Annotated in this window: 18 protein-coding genes and 1 other RNA gene; 4 read left to right on the top strand and 15 right to left on the bottom strand. The window is 71.7% G+C overall.

The features are described from left to right. Window positions 1-7 precede the first annotated feature (7 nt). The 7 genes from AC07VM_RS02700 to ffs form a co-directional block, all read right to left on the bottom strand. The gene (locus AC07VM_RS02700) at window positions 8-2,515 is read right to left on the bottom strand and encodes a glycoside hydrolase family 65 protein (RefSeq protein WP_494909895.1); all 2,508 of its coding nucleotides are present in this window, start codon (window positions 2,513-2,515) and stop codon (window positions 8-10) included. Further along, window positions 2,512-3,303 carry an HAD family hydrolase gene (locus tag AC07VM_RS02705; RefSeq protein ID WP_494909896.1) on the bottom strand — a complete coding sequence of 264 codons (792 nt, stop codon included), beginning with the start codon at window positions 3,301-3,303 and terminating at the stop codon, window positions 2,512-2,514. Before AC07VM_RS02705 ends, AC07VM_RS02700 begins: the two co-directional genes overlap by 4 nt. A 100-nt stretch (window positions 3,304-3,403) precedes the next feature. Further along, on the bottom strand, window positions 3,404-4,624 hold the full coding sequence (locus AC07VM_RS02710; protein ID WP_494909897.1) for an acetate/propionate family kinase: 1,221 nt from the start codon (window positions 4,622-4,624) through the stop codon (window positions 3,404-3,406). Then, window positions 4,621-6,753: a phosphate acetyltransferase gene (gene pta / locus AC07VM_RS02715; RefSeq protein WP_494909898.1), complete on the bottom strand. Its 2,133-nt coding sequence runs from the start codon at window positions 6,751-6,753 to the stop codon at window positions 4,621-4,623. Before pta ends, AC07VM_RS02710 begins: the two co-directional genes overlap by 4 nt. Before the next feature lie 65 nt (window positions 6,754-6,818). Beyond that, window positions 6,819-7,535 carry a hypothetical protein gene (locus AC07VM_RS02720; protein ID WP_494909899.1) on the bottom strand — a complete coding sequence of 239 codons (717 nt, stop codon included), beginning with the start codon at window positions 7,533-7,535 and terminating at the stop codon, window positions 6,819-6,821. Continuing rightward, window positions 7,532-8,143 (bottom strand): rhomboid family intramembrane serine protease, encoded by a 612-nt coding sequence (locus AC07VM_RS02725; protein ID WP_494909900.1) that lies wholly within the window; start codon window positions 8,141-8,143, stop codon window positions 7,532-7,534. The genes AC07VM_RS02720 and AC07VM_RS02725 overlap by 4 nt, the downstream gene beginning before the upstream one ends. A gap of 88 nt (window positions 8,144-8,231) precedes the next feature. Then, window positions 8,232-8,328: signal recognition particle sRNA small type (gene ffs / locus AC07VM_RS02730), an RNA gene on the bottom strand. A gap of 67 nt (window positions 8,329-8,395) precedes the next feature. Here ffs and AC07VM_RS02735 point away from each other — a divergent pair. The 4 genes from AC07VM_RS02735 to AC07VM_RS02750 all read left to right on the top strand — a co-directional run bounded on the left by AC07VM_RS02735 (window position 8,396) and on the right by AC07VM_RS02750 (window position 15,887). Next, window positions 8,396-11,332, top strand: coding sequence for a DEAD/DEAH box helicase family protein (locus AC07VM_RS02735; protein ID WP_494909901.1), 2,937 nt, complete (start codon window positions 8,396-8,398; stop codon window positions 11,330-11,332). A gap of 115 nt (window positions 11,333-11,447) precedes the next feature. Further along, window positions 11,448-12,437: an AAA family ATPase gene (locus AC07VM_RS02740; protein ID WP_267415571.1), complete on the top strand. Its 990-nt coding sequence runs from the start codon at window positions 11,448-11,450 to the stop codon at window positions 12,435-12,437. A gap of 11 nt (window positions 12,438-12,448) precedes the next feature. Next, window positions 12,449-13,639: a DUF58 domain-containing protein gene (locus tag AC07VM_RS02745; RefSeq protein ID WP_494909902.1), complete on the top strand. Its 1,191-nt coding sequence runs from the start codon at window positions 12,449-12,451 to the stop codon at window positions 13,637-13,639. Further along, window positions 13,626-15,887 carry a transglutaminase TgpA family protein gene (locus tag AC07VM_RS02750; protein WP_494909903.1) on the top strand — a complete coding sequence of 754 codons (2,262 nt, stop codon included), beginning with the start codon at window positions 13,626-13,628 and terminating at the stop codon, window positions 15,885-15,887. Before AC07VM_RS02745 ends, AC07VM_RS02750 begins: the two co-directional genes overlap by 14 nt. A 21-nt stretch (window positions 15,888-15,908) precedes the next feature. Here AC07VM_RS02750 and trhO read toward each other — a convergent pair whose 3' ends face one another. The 8 genes from trhO to mpaA2 form a co-directional block, all read right to left on the bottom strand. Continuing rightward, window positions 15,909-16,799 carry an oxygen-dependent tRNA uridine(34) hydroxylase TrhO gene (trhO, locus tag AC07VM_RS02755; protein WP_494909904.1) on the bottom strand — a complete coding sequence of 297 codons (891 nt, stop codon included), beginning with the start codon at window positions 16,797-16,799 and terminating at the stop codon, window positions 15,909-15,911. Between the two features lie 29 nt (window positions 16,800-16,828). Beyond that, complete coding sequence (locus AC07VM_RS02760; protein ID WP_267415575.1) at window positions 16,829-17,563, bottom strand: hypothetical protein; 735 nt, start codon at window positions 17,561-17,563, stop codon at window positions 16,829-16,831. Then, window positions 17,560-18,288 carry an ABC transporter permease gene (locus AC07VM_RS02765; protein ID WP_494909905.1) on the bottom strand — a complete coding sequence of 243 codons (729 nt, stop codon included), beginning with the start codon at window positions 18,286-18,288 and terminating at the stop codon, window positions 17,560-17,562. Before AC07VM_RS02765 ends, AC07VM_RS02760 begins: the two co-directional genes overlap by 4 nt. Next, a complete protein-coding gene (locus AC07VM_RS02770; protein WP_494909906.1) occupies window positions 18,285-19,007 on the bottom strand; it encodes an ATP-binding cassette domain-containing protein in 723 nt (240 codons plus the stop codon). Before AC07VM_RS02770 ends, AC07VM_RS02765 begins: the two co-directional genes overlap by 4 nt. An 18-nt stretch (window positions 19,008-19,025) precedes the next feature. After that, complete coding sequence (mpaP, locus tag AC07VM_RS02775; protein ID WP_494909907.1) at window positions 19,026-20,687, bottom strand: daptide biosynthesis intramembrane metalloprotease; 1,662 nt, start codon at window positions 20,685-20,687, stop codon at window positions 19,026-19,028. Next, complete coding sequence (gene mpaM, locus AC07VM_RS02780; RefSeq protein WP_494909908.1) at window positions 20,674-21,501, bottom strand: daptide-type RiPP biosynthesis methyltransferase; 828 nt, start codon at window positions 21,499-21,501, stop codon at window positions 20,674-20,676. Before mpaM ends, mpaP begins: the two co-directional genes overlap by 14 nt. Before the next feature lie 63 nt (window positions 21,502-21,564). Beyond that, window positions 21,565-21,684: an MpaA3 family daptide-type RiPP gene (gene mpaA3 / locus AC07VM_RS02785; protein WP_324170113.1), complete on the bottom strand. Its 120-nt coding sequence runs from the start codon at window positions 21,682-21,684 to the stop codon at window positions 21,565-21,567. Between the two features lie 34 nt (window positions 21,685-21,718). After that, the gene (gene mpaA2, locus AC07VM_RS02790; RefSeq protein WP_324170138.1) at window positions 21,719-21,844 is read right to left on the bottom strand and encodes an MpaA2 family daptide-type RiPP; all 126 of its coding nucleotides are present in this window, start codon (window positions 21,842-21,844) and stop codon (window positions 21,719-21,721) included. Window positions 21,845-21,851: the final 7 nt, after the last annotated feature.

The following is a 21,851-nucleotide window of genomic DNA, read 5'->3' on the forward strand; positions in this document are numbered from 1 at the left end:
CCGAGCGTCAGTCGAGGGTCTCGATCACCGGGATCGTCGTCGTGATCACCGGGACGGAGGCGGACATCCGCGTTCCGTCCTCGCGGCGGGCGTCGGCGAACTGGCGCAGCGTCGGGCGCCCGGGGATCAGGGGGCCCTGATCGGCGAGCGGCACGACGACCTCGTCGTCGGTGGTGGCGATGTACGCGGTGTCGCGCACGCTGAACGGGACCGGGGGTCCGCTGCGCACCTGCACGCGCAGCTCCTCCTTCGTGACCGTCACGTACAGATCGGACCCCTGCCACTGCAGCGGGAACGACAGCGACGGCCAGGCCGAGGGCAGACGTGGGTCGAAGCTGAGATCGCCCGCGTAGTCGCGCATGCCGCCGAAGCCGCACACCAGAGCGGTCCACACGCCGCCGGCAGACGCGACGTGCACGCCGTCGGCCGCATTGTGGTGCAGATCGTGCAGGTCGACGAACAGCGACTGCTCGAAGTACTTCTGCGCGAGGTCCTGGTACCCCACCTCGGCGGCGAGGATCGACTGCACGACCGCCGACAGCGTCGAGTCGCCGGTGGTCAGCGGGTCGTAGTAGTCGAAGTCGGCCTTCTTCTCCTCCGGGGTGAAGTGATTGCCCTGGAGGAACAGCGCGAGCACGACATCGGCCTGCTTGAGCACCTGGAACCGGTAGATCACCAGCGGGTGGAAGTGCAGCAGCAGCGGTCGCTGCTCGGCCGGCGTGTTCGCGAGATCCCAGACCTCGCGCTCCAGGAAGAGCGAATCCTGAGGGTGGATGCCGAGGCCCTCGCTGTACGGGATGTACATCGCCTCCGCCGCCCGATCCCACGCCTCGGCCTCGCCGGGGCCGAGGCCCGTGCGGTCGACCAGCTTGACGTAGTCGTCGGGGTAGCTCTCCTTGATCTCGCGCACGATCTTCGCCGCGTAGCGGAGGTTGTAGCGCGCCATGACGTTCGTGTAGAGGTTGTCGTTCACGACCGTCGTGTACTCGTCCGGCCCCGTCACACCGTGGATGTGGAAGGTCTCGATCCCGTCGCCGGCACCCGTCTCCCCGACGAGGCGCGCGGCGCGCCAGAACCCGAGGGTCGCCCACAGCCGCGCGGTCTCGATCGCGATGTCGGCACCCTCGCGCCGCAGGAACTCCTCGTCCCCCGTCGCCCGGACGTACTTGCCCAGCGCGAAGCTGATGTCGGCGTTGATGTGGTACTGCGCGGTCCCGGCCGCGTAGTACGCCGAGGCCTCCTCGCCGTTGATCGAGCGCCAGGGGAAGAGCGCCCCGGCCTCGTTGAGCTGTGCGGCGCGGCGACGCGCGGCGGGCAGCATCTTCACCCGCGCCCGCAGTGCGTTGTACGCCCACCGCGGCGTCGTGTAGGTGAGGAACGGGAGCACGTAGATCTCGGTGTCCCAGAAGTAGTGGCCGCTGTAGCCGGAACCGGAGACGCCCTTGGCCGGGACTCCTGCGCCGTCGGCGCGCGCCGAGGCCTGCGCGAGCTGGAACAGGCACCAGCGCGTGGCCTGCTGCAGGTCGTCGCGCTCGCCGATCCGCACATCGCTGCGCTCCCAGAACGCGTCGAGCCACTCCCGCTGACGCAGGAACACGGTCTCGACGCCCTCCTGCGCGGCGCGGTCGAGCGACCGGCGGCAGCGGTCGACGAGCTCGCGCGGCGGCACGCCGCGCGAGGTGTGATAGCTCACGAGCTTCGTGACCGTGATCGGCACCCCGGCCTTCGCCTGCACGCGGAAGACGTTCTTCGCGATGTCCGGCTCCACGAGGGTGCGGGCGTTGTACTCGTTCTCGGTCTCGACGATGTGATCGGCGACCACGGCGACGGTCATGCCCGAGTCGGCGACGCGGTACGACAGCGCGGAGCGCATGCCGTCCTGCCAGTGCTCGGCCGGTTCCAGGACGCGGTCGGCGATCTTCTCGGCCTTCCGGGGGTCGAAGGCGGCGGCCTTCGTCCCGATCGGGGTGCCGGCGTAGACTCCCGCGCCGTCCTGACGGTTGAGTAGCTGGCAGCTGATCGTGACCGGGGCGTCGGCGTTCTCCACCACGACCTCGAGGCGGAGGACCGCGAGATGGCGCTCCTCGAAGCTCACGATGCGCTCATCGCGCATGCGCACGCGCTTGCCGGACGGGGTCTCCCACACGACGTGGCGCTCCAGCACACCCGTGCGCAGGTCGAGCGTGCGCCGGTACTCGCGGATGTCGGCGTCATCGAGCGAGATGGGCTCGTCGTCGACGTAGACGCGCATGACCTTCGCGTCCGGAGCGTTGACGATGGTCTGCCCGACCTCGGCGAACCCGTAGGCCTGCTCGGCGTGGCGGATCGGCCAGGTCTCATGCAGCCCGTTGATGAAGGTGCCGTGCTCCTGCGCGCCGCGACCCTCGATGTGGTTGCCGCGCAGGCCCAGGTAGCCGTTGCCGACGGAGAACAGCGTCTCGCCGACGCCCTCCTCCGAGTAGTGCGTGTCGATCAGGCGCCACGGGTCGACGGGGAAACGGTCGCGGTCGATCACTTCGACTCCCTCCGGTCGCTCAGTACGTCGCATGCGGTCTCCGGGGTGTCGGTGCGGGAAGGAGGGAGGAAGACGGCGAGGTCGTCGACCACGACGGTCGCGCCGGCGGCACGCAGGGCGTCGGCACCCGTGCCACGGTCGACGCCGACCACGGTCGCATAACCGGCGGCGGCGGCGGATGCGGCGCCGGAGGTGGCGTCCTCCACGGCGACGGACCGCGCGGGGTCCACCCCGAGGGCGACGGCACCGGCGGCGAACATGTCGGCGGCGGGCTTGGAGGCGAGACCGTCGCGCTCGGCCACGACGCCGTCCACCACGATCCGGAAGTACGAGCGGATGCCGGCGGCGCCCAGCACCTCTTCGGCGTTCTTGGAGCTCGAGACCACGCCGAGCGGGATGCCGGCGGAATGCAGGCTCTCGACCAGGGCGAGCGATCCGGGATACGGCGCGATGCCCGTCCCGCGGAGCGAGGCGGCGAACGCGGCGTTCTTGCGGTTGCCGATGCCGCAGATGGTCTCGGCGGACGGGTCGTCGTCGACCTCGCCCCAGGGCACCTCGACGTTGCGGCTGCGCAACAGGCTCGCGACGCCGTCGTAGCGCTTCTTGCCGTCGACATAGTCGTAATAGTCCGCGTCGGTGTACGGCGGAGTGATGTCCCAGCGGGCGAAGACGTCGTCGAACACGGTCTTCCAGGCGCGCATGTGCACCTCGGCGGTCGGTGTGAGCACGCCGTCGAGGTCGAAGAGCACGCCGTCGGCGTGGAACAGGTCGGGCAGTGCTTCTGGCACAGTGCCTCCAGGAGAAGGTCGATCGTCGGGCCGGCACCTCTCCGTGCCACTGTGCAAGCGTAATGCGATGCCGCGCCGGCGGGTAACCCCCGCGGGTGGATCAGAGCAGCTCGGCGGTCTGCCGGGCGATCTGCAGCTCTTCGTCGGTCGGCACCACGAGCACCGTCACCGCGGACGAATCCGTCGAGATCCGCCGGATGCCGCGATCCCCGGCCTCGTTGCGCGCCGGGTCGATCTCGACCCCCGCGAAGCCGAGCGTCGCCATCGCGGCGGCCCGCACCGGCGCCGCGTTCTCGCCGACGCCGGCCGTGAACGAGATGACGTCCACTCCCCCGAGCTGCGCGATGTACGCGCCCGCGTAGGCGCGCAGCCGGTGCACGTACACGTCGAAGGCGAGGACGGCCGCCTCCTCCCCCGCCGCGACCCCGGAGAGGATGTCGCGCATGTCGCTGCGCCCGGCGAGACCGGCCAGGCCGCTGCGGGTGTTGAGCAGCGCGTCGAGATCGTCGATGGAGAGGCCGGCGCGGCGCGACAGGTGCACGAGCGCCGCGGGGTCGAGGTCGCCGGACCGAGTGCCCATGACCAGCCCCTCGAGAGGGGTGAGCCCCATCGAGGTCTCCACCGAGCGCCCGCCGTCGATCGCGGTCACGGAGGCGCCGTTGCCGAGGTGGAACACGAGCTGTCGGAGGTCGCCCAGGTCGCGCCCGAGGAACGCCGCCGCGGCCTCGCTCACGTACTGGTGACTCGTGCCGTGGAAGCCGTAGCGGCGCACCCGATGCTCCGCGGCGAGCGCGGCGTCGATGGCGTAGGTGTACGCGGCGGGCGGGAGCGTCTGGTGGAACGCGGTGTCGAAGACGGCGACGTGCGGCACCTCGTCGAACACGGCGCGCGCGGCGAGGATGCCGGCGAGGTTCGCGGGGTTGTGCAGCGGCGCGAGCACCGCGAGCTCGTCGATCTGCCGCTCCACGTCGGCGTCGATCAGCGTCGGCGCGTAGAAGCGTGCACCGCCGTGCACCACGCGGTGTCCGACGGCGACCGGCCGGTGCTCCTCCAGGGAGGGGCCGTGCGCGGCGAACTGCTCGCGCATGATCTCGAAGGCGGCGGCATGATCGGCGATCGGACGCTCGTCGCGATACGTGGCTTCGAGCAGGGTCGGCATGGCGTCGCCACCCGCCTCGGGGCGCACCGTGTGCGCGACGGGGCTGACCTCCTGCCCGATGCGCTCGATCAGTCCGCTCGCGAGCAGGTTCTCCTGCTCGATGTCGATCAGGCTGTACTTCAGCGAGGAGGAGCCGCTGTTGATGACCAGGATCGCGCTCATGCCGCATCCCCTGTCCGCTCGGCGCCCTGCGCCTGGATCGCCGTGATCGCGACCGTGTTCACGATGTCGTCGACCAGTGCCCCGCGCGACAGGTCGTTGATGGGCTTGTTGAGGCCTTGCAGCACCGGTCCGATGGCCACGGCGCCCGCGGAGCGCTGCACCGCCTTGTAGGTGTTGTTGCCCGTGTTCAGGTCGGGGAACACGAACACGGTCGCACGCCCGGCCACCGCCGAGTCGGGCAGCTTGGCCTTGGCCACCGCGGCGTCCGCGGCGGCGTCGTACTGGATCGGCCCCTCGACCGGCAGCTCCGGTGCCCGCTCGCGCACCAGGGCGGTCGCGGCGCGCACCTTGTCGACGTCGGCGCCCGATCCGGACTCGCCGGTCGAGTACGACAGCATCGCGACGCGCGGATCGATGCCGAACTGACGGGCGGTCGTCGCCGAGGAGATCGCGATGTCGGCGAGCTGCTCGCTGGTGGGATCGGGGATCACGGCGCAGTCGCCGTAGACGAGCACCCGGTCGGCGAGCGCCATCAGGAACACGCTGGAGACCACGTTCACGCCCGGCTTGGTCTTGATGATCTCGAAGGACGGGCGGATGGTGTGCGCCGTCGTGTGCGCGGCACCGGACACCATGCCGTCGGCGAGGCCCAGGTGGACCATCATCGTGCCGAAGTACGACACGTCGGTCACGGTGTCGGCCGCCTGCGCGAGCGTGATGCCCTTGTGGGCGCGCAGGCGCGCGTACTCGGCCGCGAAGCGCTCGACCAGCGCAGGATCGGTGGGGCTGAGCACCTGGGCGGCGGCGATGTCGACGCCGAGCTCGACGGCACGCGCGCGCACCGCCGCCTCGTCGCCCAGGATCGTGAGGTCGGCGACCTCGCGGGCGAGCAGAGTGGCTGCAGCGCGCAGGATCCGGTCGTCGTCGCCCTCGGGGAGCACGATGCGGCGGCGGTCGGCGCGGGCGCGCTCGATGAGTCCGTACTGGAACATCAGCGGCGTCACGACGTGCGCCGTCGCGAGCCCGAGCTGCTCGGTGAGCTCCGCGATGTCGACGTGCGCCTGGAACAGCCCCAGCGCGCGGTCGTAGCGGGTGCGGGAGTCGGCCGAGATCCGCCCCCGGGTGCCCATCACCCGCACCGCCGTGTCGTAGGTGCCGAGGTCGGTCGTGATGATCGGCACCGAGGAGGCGAATCCGTCGAGCAGCCGCGCGATCGGCTCCGGCAGCGGGAACGGCCCGTTGAGGATGATCCCGGCGATGCGCGGGAAGGTGCCGGACGAATCGGCGAGCAGCGCGGCCAGCAGCACCTCGGTGCGGTCGGCGGGGATCACCACGACCGCCTCCTCGGTGAGGCGCGGGAGCACGTTCACCATGGACATGCCGGCGACGACGATCGTCAGCGCCTCCCTGGTGAGCCGGTCGTCGTCGCCCTGGAGGAGCTTCCCGTCGACGGCGGCGAGGATGCCGCGGATCGACGGTGCCACCAGGGCGCGGTCCTCCGGGATCGCCCACACCGGGGTGCGGTCGTCGGGGAGCACGGCGTGCACCGCGTCGATGATCCCGCCCAGAGCATCGGGGTCGGCCCTGTTCACGGCGACCGCGAACAGCTCCGCCCGCTCCTCGACGAGCTCGGAGAGCGCGAGCGCGGCGATCTGCCCGACGGCGGCGGCGGCGCGTGCGGTCGTGGTGCCGAGCTGCTCGGCCTGACGCTGCTGGTCACGCCCGCTGAGCACGAGCAGGACGGGAGCGCCGAGGTTCGCGGCGATGCGGGCGTTGAATCCGAGCTCGGCGGGGCTGGCGACATCGGTGTAGTCGCTGCCGATGATCACGACCGAGTCGCACTGGGCCTCGACGGCCTTGAATCGCGCGACGATCGTCGACAGCGCCCCCTCCGGGTCGGCGCGGACGTCGTCGTAGGTGACGCCGATGCAGTCCTCGTAGTCGAGGTGCACGCCGTCGTGCGCGAGCATCAGCTCGAGGATCTCGTCGCGCGCGGTGACCGAGCGCGCGATCGGGCGGAACACCCCCACGCGCGGCGACACGCGCATCAGGGCGTCGAGCGTCCCGAGGGCGATCGTCGACTTGCCGGTGTGTCCTTCGGCCGAGGTGATGTAGATGCTCTGCGCCACGGCTTCAGCTTAGGCGGGCGATCGGTGGCTCCGCCCTGGACGGCACCGGGTCAAATGCGACGGCGTCAGTCGCACGGACCGGACAGCGCATCGACGACCGCCGTGGCGTCGGCCTGGAACCGTGCGTAGTAGTCGCGATCCGTGTTGATCTGCACGCGGTGGATCGCGTGCGAGGGCTCCATGCTCTGCCAGTCGGGCAGCCGTCCCAGCCGGTCGAAGAACAGCGTGGTCGCCGTCGCCGGGTCCATCCGCTGCTCGGCGCTGCCCCACCAGTCCTGCTGCTGGAACAGGCCGATGCTCGTCGTGCGCGATCCGTCGGGGTTCGTGAACCCTCTCGTCTCCCAGTCCCCGTAGTCGATGTTACGGAGGCTGCTCTCCCCCATCGCCGTCATCACCCCGAGGATCTGCCCCTCGCGGGGGAAGCCGAGCGCGGACGCGGTGCGCACGATGGTCGCCGCGTTCTCCAGCTGCTCGCCGCTCCATCCCTCGACGCCCACCTCGGGGAACGTCTGCGGTCGGTCGATGCAGACGGGTGCGGGGTCGCGAGCGAGTCCCAGCGGGATGAGCGCGAGCAGCCCGCCGAGGACGACCACCGCACCAGCCGAGAGGAGCACCCGCTGCAGGATCCTCCGGCGGCGCAGGCGCGTCGCGGCCTGGCGTCGGGCACCCGGCCGGCGCCGTCTCGAGGCGCTCTTCCTTCGCGCCGCGGGCTTCTTGGCGGCAGGCTTCTTCTTCGTTGCGGATGAGCGCTGGGGCCGCGACTTCGCGCGCGCGGCGCTCATGCCGTCAGGGCTCCGCGATCCGCGCGGGGTCTGCGTCCGAGGAGAGCGGCGACGCCGCCGCCGATGGCCCCGAACAGGTGCCCCTGCCAGGAGACGCCCTCGGCCGCCCCGAAGACGCCGGCGAGCATCGTGCCACCGTACAGTCCGATCACCACGACCGCGATCACGGCGTACAGGATGCGGTGCGCCACCCGCCCCGGGGCGAAGACCCGCATCACCACGTAGCCGAAGTAGCCGAACACGAGACCGGACGCGCCGACGGTCAGCGTGCCGGGGGCGTTCACGACCCAGGTGCCGATGCCGCCGACGAGCGCGACGACCGCCGTGACCGCCCAGAACCGCCGGGCTCCCTCGACCGCGACCAGACAGCCCAGCACCAGGAAGGGCACGGAGTTCGCGATGAGGTGCTGCCAGCTCGCGTGCAGCAGGGGTCCGAGCACGATGCCGCCGAGTCCCGTGAGATCCCACGACCGCAGCCCGAAGTCGGTGAACGAGCCGGGGAGGACGGCGTCGGCGAACTGGACGACCCACATCGCGACGAGCAGCAGCACCGGCGAGGCGAATCGGCCGAGCGGATGCTGCGCCTGCGGCGGCGGGGTGACGGTCACCGGACGATTGTCTCAGGTGCGACCGACGATTCGGCTGGGCGTGCCTCGAAGCGGTCGCCCGCGAGGACGGCGCCGATGTCCGGGCAAAGAAAATGACTCTCCGCGCACCCAGCAGAGCCCGGTTACCCTTGCTGCGTTTCCGCCCTGGGGGAATTGGCCTGGATGCCGCCACGCGGAGAGCCGTCAACCATCCTAACCCGACCGTGTCGGGTGCGATGACACCACCCGACCGTTTGACAGACTGGGCGGGTCATGGATGCTCTCGCCCTCCCCCTCTCGTCGTGGCGGTTCACGGGCACCCTGCGCACGTATCAGGCCGAGGTGCTCGAGCGGATCCCGGCGGGGACGGACGAGAAGATGCACATCGTCGCGCCGCCCGGGTCCGGCAAGACGCTGCTCGGGCTGCTGCTCGCCGCGCGCGAGGGACATCGCACGCTGGTGCTGGCGCCCACCGTCACCATCCGGCAGCAGTGGCTGCGCACCGCTCAGGAGCTCGCCCCCGATGCCGGCTCCGTCTCGGACGACGCGCAGTCCCTCGGGGACCTCACGGTGCTGACCTATCAGCTCCTCAGCGTCACCGGCGACGGCTCGCCCTTCGAGGAGCTGGCCCGACGCCAGTGGATCACGGAGCTCGCCGACACCGATCGCTCGGAGGCGGATGCCGCGACCTGGCTCGCGGTGCTGGAGACGGACAACGCCGGGCAGTACCGGTCGGGGATCCGACGACGCGTGCGCGGCCTCCGCCGCCGGTTCGCCCAGCAGCGGCCCGAAGAGCTCGCTCTGGTCCTGCATCCGAACGCCGTCGCGCTCATCGATGCGATCGTCGCTGCCGGGATCCGCACGATCGTCCTCGACGAATGCCACCACCTGCTCGACCACTGGGCGCTGGTGGTGGCCTATCTGACGGCCCGCATCCGCGCCACGGGGACGACCCCCGTCGTGATCGGACTCACGGCCACGCTCCCCTCCCCCGATGACGAGACCGAGTACGAGAACTACTCGCAGCTGCTCGGCGACGTGGACTACGAGGTGCCCGCCCCCGCGGTCGTGAAGGAGGGGCATCTCGCGCCCTACCGGGACCGGGTGTGGTTCACGGAACCGGAACCGGCCGAGGCGGCGTTCATCCGTCGGCACGAGTCGCTGCTGGAGGATCTGGTGCTGCGGGTGCTGTCCTCGGCGGACGGCATCGCGTATCTGGAGGAGCAGCTGCAGCCGGCGGCCGACACGGCGCCGGGACCGACGGCATCCGCGGAGCCCGATCCGGAGCTCGCGCGGCGGGTGGCTCTCGAGCGCGCGCTGTCCGCGGACTTCGCCCTGACCCGCTCCGCGGGAGTGGTGCTGCGGGTCGTGGCGCCGACGCATCCGCTGACGGCCCTGCTTCCACCTGTGCTGTTCGGCCGCTGCACGACCGACGACCTCCTCACCGTCCTGACCCGGTTCGCCCAGACGAAGCTGCTGACCGATCCGACGGCTCGCGGCCAGTGGGAGTACGTGCGGCGCGCACTCGCCGACTTCGGGCACCACCTGACCGACCGCGGGCTCCGGCGCGGCCGCAACCCGGTGGAGACGACCCTGACCTACTCGGCGTCGAAGGACCGCGCGGCGATCGACATCCTGCACCGGGAGCTGGCGGGCGACTCCGCCGAGCACGTGCGGGCCGTGGTCGTCACCGACTTCGTCGAGCACGGGAACCATCGCGGCCTCGCGGGAGAGCCCGCCGGCGCCCTGCGCGTGTTCGACCGCCTCATCGCCGACCGGGTCACCGGAGGGCTGCGTCCGGTCCTGCTCACGGCACGGCATCTGCGGGTGCGCGCCGAGGACGCCGATGCCATCGCCGAGCAGCTGCAGTCCCTGCTCGGATCCGACGTCACGGTGATCCGCACCCCGGGCCCGAGCTGCGACCTCCAGGTGGCCGAGGCGGGGCGCGGCCGCCTGGTCGCCGCCGTCTCCGAGCTGATCCGCCGCGGATCCGTGCGCGTGCTCGTCGGCACCCGCGGGCTCCTCGGCGAGGGCTGGGACTGTCCATCGGTGAACACCCTCATCGACCTCACCGCGGTCGCGACGAGCGCGGGCACCCAGCAGCTGCGCGGACGCACGCTGCGCCTCGATCCCGCGTGGCCGGGCAAGGTCGCGCACAACTGGTCGGTGGCCTGTCTCGTCCCGGCCGCGGTCGACCTCGACAGCCCCGCGGAGATGCAGCGCCTGCGCCGCCGGCACGGTCACCTCTGGGGCCTCAGCGCCGACGACGACACCCGGATCGTCTCCGGTCTCGAGCACGCGCTCCCGCCGGCGGCGATCATCGCGCTCTACGCGGTGATCGACAAGACCGACGGCGCGGCGATCGGCAGGATCAACGACGAGATGCTCTCCCGGCTCCGCAGCAGGGCGCAGACCGCGGAGGACTGGCGGGTCGGCGAGCCCTGGGTGTCGCAGGAGCGCGACGTGGTGTCGATCCGCACCTCCTCCGCGGCGCAGATGCTGCGCACCGGACCGACCCTCGGCGCTGCCGTTCCGCTGACGTTCGGCGTCAGCGGGGTCGGTCTCGCCGCGGGCATGGGAGCGCTCGGTGCGGTGGGCGCCCTCTCGCTCCCGGTCGGCGCGGGCATCGGCATGGCAGCGGTCGGCGCCCTCGCCTCCACCGCGATCCTCTGCGGCTCGAGCGTGCTGCGCGCTCTGCGCACGCTCCGCGACCCCGCCTCGCTGTACCGCGGCGCCGCGGTCGCCGTCGCCGCGGGCCTGCACGACGCCGGGCGCATCCGGGCACTCGGCCACGGCGCGATCGAGGTGCACAGCCAAGGCGGCGACGAGTTCTGGATCGAGGTCTCCGGCACTCCGCGTGAGCGCCGTCTGATCGCGGACGCCGTGCAGGAGCTGTTCGCGCCCGCCGAGAACCCCCGTTTCCTGCTCCGGGTGGACCAGGGGGTGTTCGGCGGTTCCGGCCCCCTGGCCGACGGACTGCGCTCCCTGGTCGACCGGGCGGTCCCCGGGCGACGCCTGCTCCCGGTGCCGAAGTCGCTCTCCCGCCGCCGGGCCGACGCCGAGGCGTTCGCCGAGCGCTGGCGAGCCGCGGTCGGCCACGGCGTGCTGCACGAGCTCCAGGGGACCACGGGACTCGCCCTGCTGCAGATCGCCCGGAGCACGCCGAGCCTGCTGGACCGCTCGGAGCCGCGACGTCGGGTGTGGGGCTGACCCCGCGACTGACCCCGGGCGCCCTCATCCTCAGGGGAGGTTGCCAGAGCGACGCCCGCTCCACAGCGTTACGATCGAGTAACGCGCACCGCAGCGCCGACGTGAGAGGGAACGCATGCCAGAGAACGCCCCCCTGAGCCCGGTGACGATCGACGCCGAGAAGTTCGCCGTGCAGACGTCGGCCATCCTCGGCTCCATCGGCCAGGTGATCGACGGCAAGCCGGATGCCGTGCGCAGCGCCCTGGTCTGCCTGCTGGCCGAGGGGCATCTGCTCATCGAAGACGTCCCCGGGGTCGGCAAGACGATGCTCGCCCGGGCTCTGGCCGCGAGCGTGGACGCGACCGTGCGTCGCATCCAGTTCACGCCCGACCTGCTCCCCGGCGACGTCACGGGCGTCTCGGTGTACAACCCGGTCGACCGGGAGTTCGAGTTCAAGCGCGGCGCCGTGTTCGCGCACATCGTGATCGCCGACGAGATCAACCGCTCCTCCCCCAAGACGCAGTCCGCTCTGCTCGAGGCGATGGAGGAGGGCCAGGTCACCGTCGACGGCGCCACCCACCTGCTCCCCTCGCCCTTCCTGGTCGTCGCGACCCAGAATCCGCTCGAGATGGAGGGCACCTACGCGCTCCCCGAGGCACAGCGCGACCGGTTCATGATGCGCATCTCGATGGGATATCCGGATGCCGCGGCCGAGGCGCTCATGCTCCGCCAGCGTGACGTCGTGAGCCCGCTCGCCGCCGTGACGCCGGTCGCCGATGCCGCATCCATCGCCCAGCTCATCGCGTGGGCGCGTTCGGTCCACGTCGCCCCCGCGCTCGAGGAGTACGCCGTCGCCCTCGCGCAGGCCACCCGCTCCGACCCGAACCTCCACCTGGGCGCGAGCCCTCGGGCGACGCTGCAGCTGATCCGGGCCGCCAAGGTATGGGCCGCGCTCGACGGGCGCGAGTACGTGATCCCCGACGACATCACGGCCCTGCTCATCCCGGTCCTCGCGCACCGCCTGCTCCCCGCCCGCGGAGCCCACCGCGCGGGTGCACAGCCGGTCGAGGCCGCGCTCACCCAGATCGTCGAGCGGGTGCGCGTGCCCGTCGCGACCCGTTCCTGACCGAGCCGCTCATGCGCAGACGCCGATCCCTCACCAGCCGCGGCGCCGGTGCGCTCGTCGCCGCGCTCTGCTGCATGATCGCCGCCAACGTCGCGGGCGCCCGCATCCTGCTCTACATCGGGATCCTGCTGGCCGCCCTCACCCTCTTCTCCCTCCTCGCCGTCCGCCTCCCCCGGCGTTCCGGCACCGTGACCCGCCAGATCTCCACCGACCTGTTGACGGTGTCCGAGACCTCCCGCGTGACGGTGCGGTTCTCCCTGCGCGCCCTGCGCGTGCCCCGCGGTCTGTGGCGGGACGTGCTGCCCGACGCGGTCTCCGGAGACGCCGGCGGCGACTATCCCCCGACGAACGGCCAGCTCAGCTACCAGATCACCGGCATCCGTCGCGGCGTCTGGCCGCTCGGTCCGCTGATGCTGCGCACCGTCGACCCGTTCGGGCTGGCGCAGCGCGAGCAGTCGTTCGGGGACACCCGGAGCGTGACGGTCGTCCCGGAGGTGTTCGCCCTCGCCCCGCTCGCCGTGCGCGTCGGCGCCGCCGGCGGGACCGCGCACACCTCGTCGACCCGGCTCGGCCAGGGCAGCGACAACCTGTCACCGCGCGGCTACATCCCCGGCGACTCGATGCGTCGCATCCACTGGCGGGCGACCGCGCACCGCGGACAGCTCATGGTGCGCCAGGAGGAAGAGGAGTCGAGCCCGGATGCGGTCGTCGTGCTCGACCGCAGCAGCCGCGGCTGGGACGCACCGGGCTCCGAGGCGGACCCGGCGTTCGAGGCGGCCGTCTCGCTGTGCGCATCCGCGGCCGTGCACCTCGCCGCCGAGGGCTACAGCGTCGACGTGATCGACAGCGCGGGCGGCCTGCTGGGTGAGCTGCGCGGCCATGAGGACGACCGCGACGGTCTGCTGGTGGCCCTCGCGATGGTCGCTCCGCGGGGCGACAGCCGCGATCTGGCGACGCTCATCGGGGGGACGCCGCCCGGCCCGCTCGTGTACATCACCGGTCGCCTCGACGAAGAGGACGCGGTCCTGCTGCGTCCGGCCGGAGCCACCGCCCCCATGCTGTTCAGCGCGGATCTGCAGCCCGGGGCGGCCGAGGCCGCGGCCCCGCACGGCTGGACCGTGGTGCCGCTCGGCGCCGACATCGCCGAGGCGTGGGAGGACGCGGTGTCCGCGCGGATCGGGGTCGGCGATGTTCCGCGCTGAGCAGTCGCGGTCTGCGCCGGCCGCACCCTCTGCTCCGCAGTGGCATCGCGACCGCGAGGAGCGGACGGGGGTGGGCGGCCCCGGAGTCCTGGCCGCCACGGCCGCGCTCGTGGCGATGTGGCCGTTCACGTCGGTGATCTCCCCGGGCGGATGGTCGATCACGGTGCTCGGCGTGATCATCGTCGTGGCCGGCACCGGGATGCTCGCCCGGCACCTGCTGCGACGACGCACCCCCTGGATCAGCGATCTCCTCACGTTCGCGGCGCAGGTCCTGGCCACCATCGCCCTCCTGACCATGCTCATCGCGGGCCCGACCGCGATCCTCGGGATCTTCCCGACCGCCACCACGCTGGCCCTGTTCGGAGCTCTCGGCGCCGCGGCCGCGGAGGCGGTCGTGTTCGGCTCCGCACCGCTGGATGCCACGCCCGCACTCGCCGCCGTGATGGGAGCGGGGTTCGCGCTCGTCGCGATCCTGCTCGATCATCTCGTCGCGCATCGCTCGGCGGTGCTGGCCGTCCTGCTGACCGGCGCCATCGGGGCGATCCCGATGATCGTCACGCTGGGCGACACCAACATCTTCTGGTTCGTGCTGTTCGGCGTGATCGCCCTCGTCCTGTTCCGGTACACCGCGAGGCGGCATCCGGAATCGCCCCGCGGCTCCTCGGTCCCCCTCGCCGTCACCGTGGGGGCCGCCGCCCTCGTGACGACCCTGGTGATCGCGCCGGTGCTGCCCGTCGCCTCGAACGTGGCCGGCACCGGGGTCGGCGTCACGGTCGACGCCTCGCTGCGCCTGGGCGACGACCTGCGCCAGCCCAACCCGGTCGAGGTGCTCACCGTGGCCGAGGAGGGCGACTCCGCTCCGTACCTGCGCCTGACCACGCTCTCCCGCTTCGACGGTCGCGTCTGGCAGCCGGACCGCGGCAACCTCCAGTCGCAGGACGAGGGCTTCGGCGCACCGGAGTGGGGCGAGGGCATCACGGTGGAGGAGCAGAACACCTCCATCCGGGTGCTGCGGATGTCGAGCTCGTGGCTGCCCGTGCCGTACCCCGCCACCGCGGTGCAGGGGCTCACCGGCTCCTGGCGCGTCTCCCCCGACAACCGCACCCTCTTCTCCCGCAGCGCCGACGCCGTGGGCAACGACTACACCGTCACCTCGTCGCGCCCTCTCCCGACGCTCGAGCAGATCCGTGCCCTCGACGCGGCCGCGCCGACGGTCGACCCGGATGCCGAGCCGGTCGAACTCCCCGCGATCATCGGCGATCTCGCCTCCGAGGTCACCGCGGACGCGAGCACCGACTACGACCGCCTCGTGGCCCTGCAGAGCTGGTTCCGCACGCAGTTCGCGTACTCCCTGGAGACGCCGGTCGAAGAGGGCTTCGACGGCACCGGCGCCGAGGCCGTCGCACAGTTCCTCGAGGTGCGACGGGGATACTGCGTGCACTTCGCCGGGGCCTTCGCGCTGATGGCGGAGAGCCTGGGGATGCAGGTGCGCATCGTCGTCGGCTACCTCCCGGGCACGCTGACCGACGAGAAGCGCGGTGACGAATCGGTCTTCTCGGTGACCAGCGACCAGCTGCACTCCTGGCCCGAGGTCCTGTTCCCCGGTGTGGGCTGGGTGCCGTTCGAGCCGACCGCGTCGCTGGGCGTTCCCACCGCGTTCCGCGCCGGAGTGACGCAGGGCGGCGGTCCGGACACCCCGACGAGCCCCGCCCCGACCACCAGCCCGCAGGCCGAGCAGACCCCCGGGGCAGAGGTCGACCGCGGCGACCCGGGCAGCGAGTCGGCCGGCGGCAACGGGCAGCGCCCCCTCGACGCGATGCCCGTCGTGTTCACCGCGCTCGGCGTCGTGGTGCTGCTCCTGCTGCCGGCGCTGATCCGTCTCGTGGAGCGTCGCAGCCGTCTGAACCGCGCCCGCCGCGGCGATCCGGCCGCGGCCTGGGCCGAGCTCCGTGACACGCTCATCGACCTCGAGCTGCCCGTGTCCGACGCCGACACCCCGCGAGTCCGCGCAGCCGGACTGGTGCGGGGGAGCAACGCGGATGCGACGGCGCTGCGACGACTGACCGATGCCGTCGAGCAGGCCAACTACGCGCGCTCCGGTGAGGAGCCGACCGATCTCGCGGTGCCGCTGCGCGAGGTGCTCGCCCAGCTGCACCGCAGCGTCGACCGACCGACGCGGGTGCGCGCGGCGCTGCTGCCGCGCTCCCTCTACGCGCCGCGCGCGGCCGAGCCCGGTGTGACCGTCTGATCCACCGGCGGGGGCTCGTGGTCAGGCGGCGTGGACGTCGCAGGCGACGGCCACGCAGGCTTCGCACACGACGAACTGCGATCGGCAGGACGGGTCGGGGCAGTTCGCGGTGCGCTTGGTGGGCGCCCCGCAGCCCGCGCACTCCCCGATGACCGCGGCGTGGTCGGAGAAGTCGACCGAACCCCGTCCGTCGAAGACGTAGAGCGATCCGTCCCAGAGGCCGTCGTCGCCGTACTTCTCCCCGTACCGGACGATGCCGCCCTCGAGCTGGTAGACCTCGCCGAACCCCCGGGCCGTCATGAGGCTCGACAACACCTCGCAGCGGATCCCTCCGGTGCAGTACGTGACGACGGGCTTGCCCTTGAGGTCGTCGTAGGCGCCGGAGTCGAGGAGGCGGACGAAGTCCCTGGTGGTCTCGGTGTCGGGCACGACCGCGCCGCGGAACCGTCCGATCTGCGCTTCGAGGGCGTTCCGGCCGTCGAAGAACACCACGTCCTCGCCGCGCTCGTCGATCAGCCCGTGCAGCTCCTCCGGGGTCAGTCGTGTGCCGCCGCCGACGACACCGCCCTCGTCGACGCGGAGCTCGCCCGGTGCACCGAAGGAGACGATCTCGTCGCGCACCTTCACGCTGAGCTTCGGGAAGTCGAGGCTGCGGCCGTCGGCATCCAGCCCGGTCCCGTCGCTCCACTTGATGTCCGCGTCCGCGAACGGCGCGTAGGAGCGGAAGGAGCGCCGCCACTTCTTCAGCGCGGCGATGTCACCGCCGAGCGTGCCGTTGATGCCGTCCTTCGAGATGAGCAGTCGTCCGCGCAGGCCGAGTGCTTCGCCGAGATCGCGCTGCCAGACCCGCACGGCCTCGGGGTCGGCCAGGGGTGTGAACGCATAGAAGAGGACGATCTTGGGGGTTGCCACCCAGGAATCCTACGTGGAGTCGCCGCGTGCTACGTCACATCGCGGTTCATGAACGAGGCCCCTCCGACGGCGAGCGCCGCCAGCACCCAGCCGCTGGCGACCAGCACGGCCAGGGGGCTGTCGAGGCGGTCCTCCGGCAGGATCCCCACGACCGAGAGGTCGAATCCGAAGGCCTCGAGCAGTGCGAGGAGCGGGAGGTAGACGGCACCGGCGCCCCAGAACATCGCGACCAGCATCGCCGCGCCCATCGACAGGGAGGCCACGAAAGGAGCCACGAGATGGGCCTGGACGATGATCCCCAGTCCCATCCCCCACAGGCCCGCAGCGGCGCCGACCGCGAGGGTGGCTCCGAAGGACCGCCCGTCCACCGGAACGCCGCCCATGGCCACGGCGAGCGCCGTGTGGCCGCCGAGGACGCCGGCGAGCGCGACGCCCGCACCACCGAGCGCCGATGAAGGCGCGCGGACCAGCAGCAGCGTCCACCGATGCTGCATCGTCAGCCGCTGCGCGATGACGCCGTCCCGCAGATCGAGGGTGTGGCGGAAGGCACCGTAGACGGCCGCGAGGATGGCTCCGTACGTCGCGAGCACGGCGCTGAACGGGGCGGTGAGCGCCGCTCGCGCGTCCGCCGGCGCCGCCGCGAACTCCGGAGGGATGCTCGTCGCCAGGGACAGCGACAGCACGAAGGCCGCGACCGCCATCCCGAGCAGGACGACGTCGCCGACGAAGCCGCGCGCCTGAGCACGAACAGCCCGATCGATCACGCGACCCTCCGGCGTCCCCGGATCCAGGCGACCGCGGCCAGTCCGACCGTCCACGCGAGCGCGACGCCGAGGGCGGGCACGACATCGAGCAGGCGGTCCTGGTATCCGGGAACGCTCACGGCGGCCAGCGCCAGCCCGGGCGAGAACCTCGCCACCTCGGGGGCCGTGCGCAGCAGCGCGAACTCCACGACCATCGGGAGGATCAGGACGAGGGCGGCGGTCACGTAGTAGCTGCGGGTGAGCCAGCCGATCGCTCCCCCGATGAGGGCGCCGAGCACCGTGCCGACGAGCGCGCCGGCATAGATGCGCCACGCATCCGGGGTGAGAACGAGCGCGAGCCCGTCCTTCCTCAGGAGGAGCGAGACGCCCGCCGTCCAGACGACGAAGATGCCGATCGACAGCGCGACCGCCGTCACGGCACCGGCGACGAGCTTGCCCGCGAACGCCCGTGGGAAGCCGACGCCGACGAGCGTCCTGTCCATCGAGCCGTAGTAGTACTCGCGCGTGACGGCGTAGGCGCCGACGTAGGCGGCGGCGATGGCGCACCACGCGAGCGGTTCCAGCAGACGCGTGGTGGCCGCACCGGCGTCGAGGCCACCGAGGCCGAAGCGCGACCCGTCGGAGAAGAGCACGAAGACGGGCAGGAGCAGGGCGACGAGGTAGACCGCCAGGAGGGAGATCCCGCTCACGGAGCGCAGCACCTCGCTGCGGATGACGCCCCTCATGCCGACGCTCCCTCGACGAGATCGAAGTACTTGCTCTCCAGCGAGTCGGCGTCACTCGTGACGAGGTCGCCGAGCCGCCCGGCGAAGAGCGCACGACGCTTGATGACGACGACCTCGTCCACCACCTGCTGCAGCTCCGCGAGCTGGTGGCTGGCGAGCAGCACGGTGCCGCCGCGTTCGGCGTACCCGCGGAGGAACCGTCGCAGCCAGCGGATGCCGTCGGGGTCGAGCCCGTTCGCCGGCTCGTCCAGGATGAGTGTTCGCGGGGAGGCGATGAGGGCGGTCGCCAACCCGAGTCGCTGGACCATCCCCGTCGAGAACGACTTCACGCGGCGACGGGCGTCCGCGGCGAGTCCCACCTCTTCGAGCACCTCCTCGACTCGTCCGCGCCGTGCTCCGGTCGCGAGGCGGCAGATCTCCAGGTGCCGCCGCGCCGAGATGCCCGCCTCGAAACCGAAGCCGTCCATGTGGACGCCGACGTGCGCCGCCGGGTTGTCGAGGGCGGAGAACGGCGCACCATCGATCAGGCTGTCGCCGGCCGTCGGCAGGAGCAGACCGACGATCGCCCGGAGCGTCGTCGACTTGCCCGCACCGTTCGGACCCAGCAGGCCGACGATCGACCCGCGCGGCACGGCGAAGGACAGGTCTTCGACCGCGGTCCGGTGACCGTACCTCTTCGTGAGTCCTCGGACTTCGATCGCGTGATCGTTCATCTTCATCCCTTTCTCCCTCTTCCCCTACAGAGCCGACAGCGGCGCGAGCACGCCGGTCGCCCAGAGCGTCTCCCACAGGTTTCTCGTACCGAGCTCGACACGTGCCTGCCCCGTCGCCGGCACGCGCCCGCCTCCCGCGGCGACGTCCACTTCGGCGACGATCACGGCGGCGACCGAAACGCCGTCCGCCCGCACCGGGATGACCGCGGGGAGCGGAACCGTCGTCGGCTCCGGCGGCTGAGCCCTCGCTGTTCCGCGACCGACCGGTACGTTCGCGAGGATGCCGCTGCTCATCAGCATGACCGGGGCCCCCTCGGGCAGGTGCGCCCGTGTCTCGTCCCCGGCATGCACGAGGACCACCCGGCGTCCGTCGGTGGCGTAACCGAACGTCGCCGTCGCGGGGACGGAGATGACGGCACCGGCGATCCCGAGGCACGCGACCAGCACCGTGCAGACGAAGGCGAACCGGAGCCGCGGCACCCCCGACCGGAGGACACGGAACAGTGCTCTCGAGACGAGCACCACGCCGACGAGGACGACTCCGGCCTCGAGCGCGACCACGAGCAGACCGAGCACCGGTCCCCCTCCTGCGAGCGCGCGAGCCGCGCGGGCGACGGCGAACAGCACCAGCACGGCCGGGGCGATCAGGCTCGCTAGACCGAACGGCACGCTCCACCACGTGTTCACGCTCCTGCTACTCGGCTGCCCGCCGAACAGGAGGCGGGTCAGGAAGTCCGCGCCGTCCCGCATCGTCCGGCTCCGGAGGTTCGGCTCGTCCAGCGCACTCATGAGCGCGATGTACCCGTCGAAGCGCACGAACGGGATCAGGTTGACGAAGACCACCGCGACGCAGGAGAGCGCGAGGAGCAGCAGCGTCTCGCGGACCACCGACGGAGGGACCACGAGGGCGGCGAGGAGCGCGAGCGCGGCGACGACCGCGTGTACCGCGGGCCCGGCCAGCGCGATCGCCACCCGCTGCCGGCGATCCGGGAGGCGCCACCCGTCCGTGACGTCGACGAAGAACGCGGGGGTGAGGTAGAAGAGCATGAAGCCCGCCCGACGGGGCTTCCCGCCGAAGCGCGTGAGCGTGAGCCCGTGGGCGCACTCGTGGAGCAGGGTCAGGAGCGCGAGCGTCACGACGAGGACCAGGAGCCCGGGCAGCGGCACGGGCGCGGTGAGGACGTCCCGCAGCTGTCCCGCCTGGAGGACCGCCGCGCACAGCCCCAGGGAGAGCAGGACGCCGACGGACACCCGCACCGGCCGGCCGGAGAGCGGGACGAGCAGCCGGCTCATCCGCGTGAAGATCGCGGGCGCCCGAAGGGTCGCGAACTGGAGGGTGAACGGGGGCCGATAGGTCAGCCGGCCGGGCGGGAGCTTCGTGTCCCCCGCGAGGAGTCCCGTGGCGCGGAAGCGCTGCACGAGTTCGAGGAAGCTCTCGAGCGAGGCGGATGCCGCGAAGCGCCCATGCAGATCGTGCAGCGAGGTCTCACCGTCCATCGCCGTCAGCAGGTCGACGACCGCCCGCGAGACCCTCGACGAAGGCACCCCGTGGAGCATCGCCGTCCACGTCGCTCCCCCGACCGCTTCCTCGAAGGCGACGTCGGCGGCGAGGAGCGGACACGCGTCGGGGCAGAGCGGTGCGGTTATGGGTGAGTCGCGGCGGCGGGCGAAGCTACTCAGGGCCATCGTCGTCCCCCGCATCCGGAGATCCCGCCCACGACGTCGTGAGAAGGAGGATCTCCTCGCCGCGGTGTGTGCGGACGGGAGACACCGCGGGTGCCGCGAAGCCGGCGTCGACGAGTTCCCGGGAGAGGAGATCCGGGGGGAGCACACGCAGGCGGCTCGCGAGCACGGTCACCTCGCCGCCGTCCTCGAGGTCGGCGACCCGGACCCAGTTGACGACGCGGGCCGCCCCGTCCTCCTCGATCTGCTGCGAGAAGAGATACGTCTCCTCTCCGTCGGGACCGGGGACGCTGATCTCCAGCTCCCTCGGCTCCGAGAGGCTCTCGGCGGACGCGCCTCCCGCGACGGTGAAGGCGAAGACGCCGTCCGCGGCGAGGTGGCGACGGACGTTCGCGTAGAGGAGGGACCGCCCCGCGCGGTCGAGCAGCGTGATCGATGTCGCACCGATGACGATGAGCCCGTATCGATGCTCCAGGGAGAAGCGGCGCATGTCTGCGACGACGCAGTCCACCATCGCGTGCCCGGGCAGCGCACGGCGAAGATGGACGAGCATGTCGTCGGAGAGGTCGAGGGCGGTCACCTGTCTGCCGGATCTCACCAGCGGAACCGTGAGCCGTCCGCTGCCCGCTGCGAGATCGAGGACGGGGCCGGCGGTGGCTCTCGCGAGCGCCAGCACCTCGCGGATCTCCGCACGATCGGGACCGACCAGCCGCTCATAGAAGTCCGTGCCGACCCCGGTGTACAGGTCTTGTACCCGCGGAACCGCGCGGACCGTGTCGAGGCGCGCCCGGACGGCCGCGGTCATCGAACCTGACATTCACTCATCGCCTCTCAGCGGACAGGGGTGCGGACGCGCCGGGGCACGCCCGCACCCGTTCGATCAGGTCGCGATCGCGGCCGCACCGCCGATGATGGCGATGATGTAGCTCGCGTGCTCCCACCATTCCAGTGGTGCGTCGATGTGTTCGAGTTCCACGAACTCGAGCGGATTCGTCTGCACGGTGAACCTCCTTGGGCAGTCTCCGACTGCCGCGTTACGTCAGAGCGAGAATTCCGATGATGACTCCCACGGCGAATCCCCGCATGAAGTCATCGGTGTCGTTCAGCGCTTCCATGGCCTCGAGTTCCGTGAACTCGAGCGTGGGCATCGCGGTCTGCATGCTCACT

It is taken from the genome of Microbacterium sp. GW821-FHT01D02, from assembly GCF_059422585.1.

What these genes read in the sequence shown, in the direction of transcription:
- AC07VM_RS02710 (WP_494909897.1), bottom strand. Translation starts at nt 4,624, where the DNA reads ATGAGCGCGATCCTGGTCATCAACAGCGGCTCCTCCTCGCTGAAGTAC.
- AC07VM_RS02720 (WP_494909899.1), bottom strand. Translation starts at nt 7,535, where the DNA reads ATGAGCGCCGCGCGCGCGAAGTCGCGGCCCCAGCGCTCATCCGCAACG.
- AC07VM_RS02735 (WP_494909901.1), top strand. Translation starts at nt 8,396, where the DNA reads ATGGATGCTCTCGCCCTCCCCCTCTCGTCGTGGCGGTTCACGGGCACC.
- AC07VM_RS02740 (WP_267415571.1), top strand. Translation starts at nt 11,448, where the DNA reads ATGCCAGAGAACGCCCCCCTGAGCCCGGTGACGATCGACGCCGAGAAG.
- AC07VM_RS02745 (WP_494909902.1), top strand. Translation starts at nt 12,449, where the DNA reads ATGCGCAGACGCCGATCCCTCACCAGCCGCGGCGCCGGTGCGCTCGTC.
- AC07VM_RS02750 (WP_494909903.1), top strand. Translation starts at nt 13,626, where the DNA reads ATGTTCCGCGCTGAGCAGTCGCGGTCTGCGCCGGCCGCACCCTCTGCT.
- AC07VM_RS02765 (WP_494909905.1), bottom strand. Translation starts at nt 18,288, where the DNA reads ATGAGGGGCGTCATCCGCAGCGAGGTGCTGCGCTCCGTGAGCGGGATC.
- AC07VM_RS02770 (WP_494909906.1), bottom strand. Translation starts at nt 19,007, where the DNA reads ATGAAGATGAACGATCACGCGATCGAAGTCCGAGGACTCACGAAGAGG.
- mpaP (WP_494909907.1), bottom strand. Translation starts at nt 20,687, where the DNA reads ATGGCCCTGAGTAGCTTCGCCCGCCGCCGCGACTCACCCATAACCGCA.
- mpaM (WP_494909908.1), bottom strand. Translation starts at nt 21,501, where the DNA reads ATGTCAGGTTCGATGACCGCGGCCGTCCGGGCGCGCCTCGACACGGTC.
- mpaA2 (WP_324170138.1), bottom strand. Translation starts at nt 21,844, where the DNA reads ATGCAGACCGCGATGCCCACGCTCGAGTTCACGGAACTCGAGGCCATG.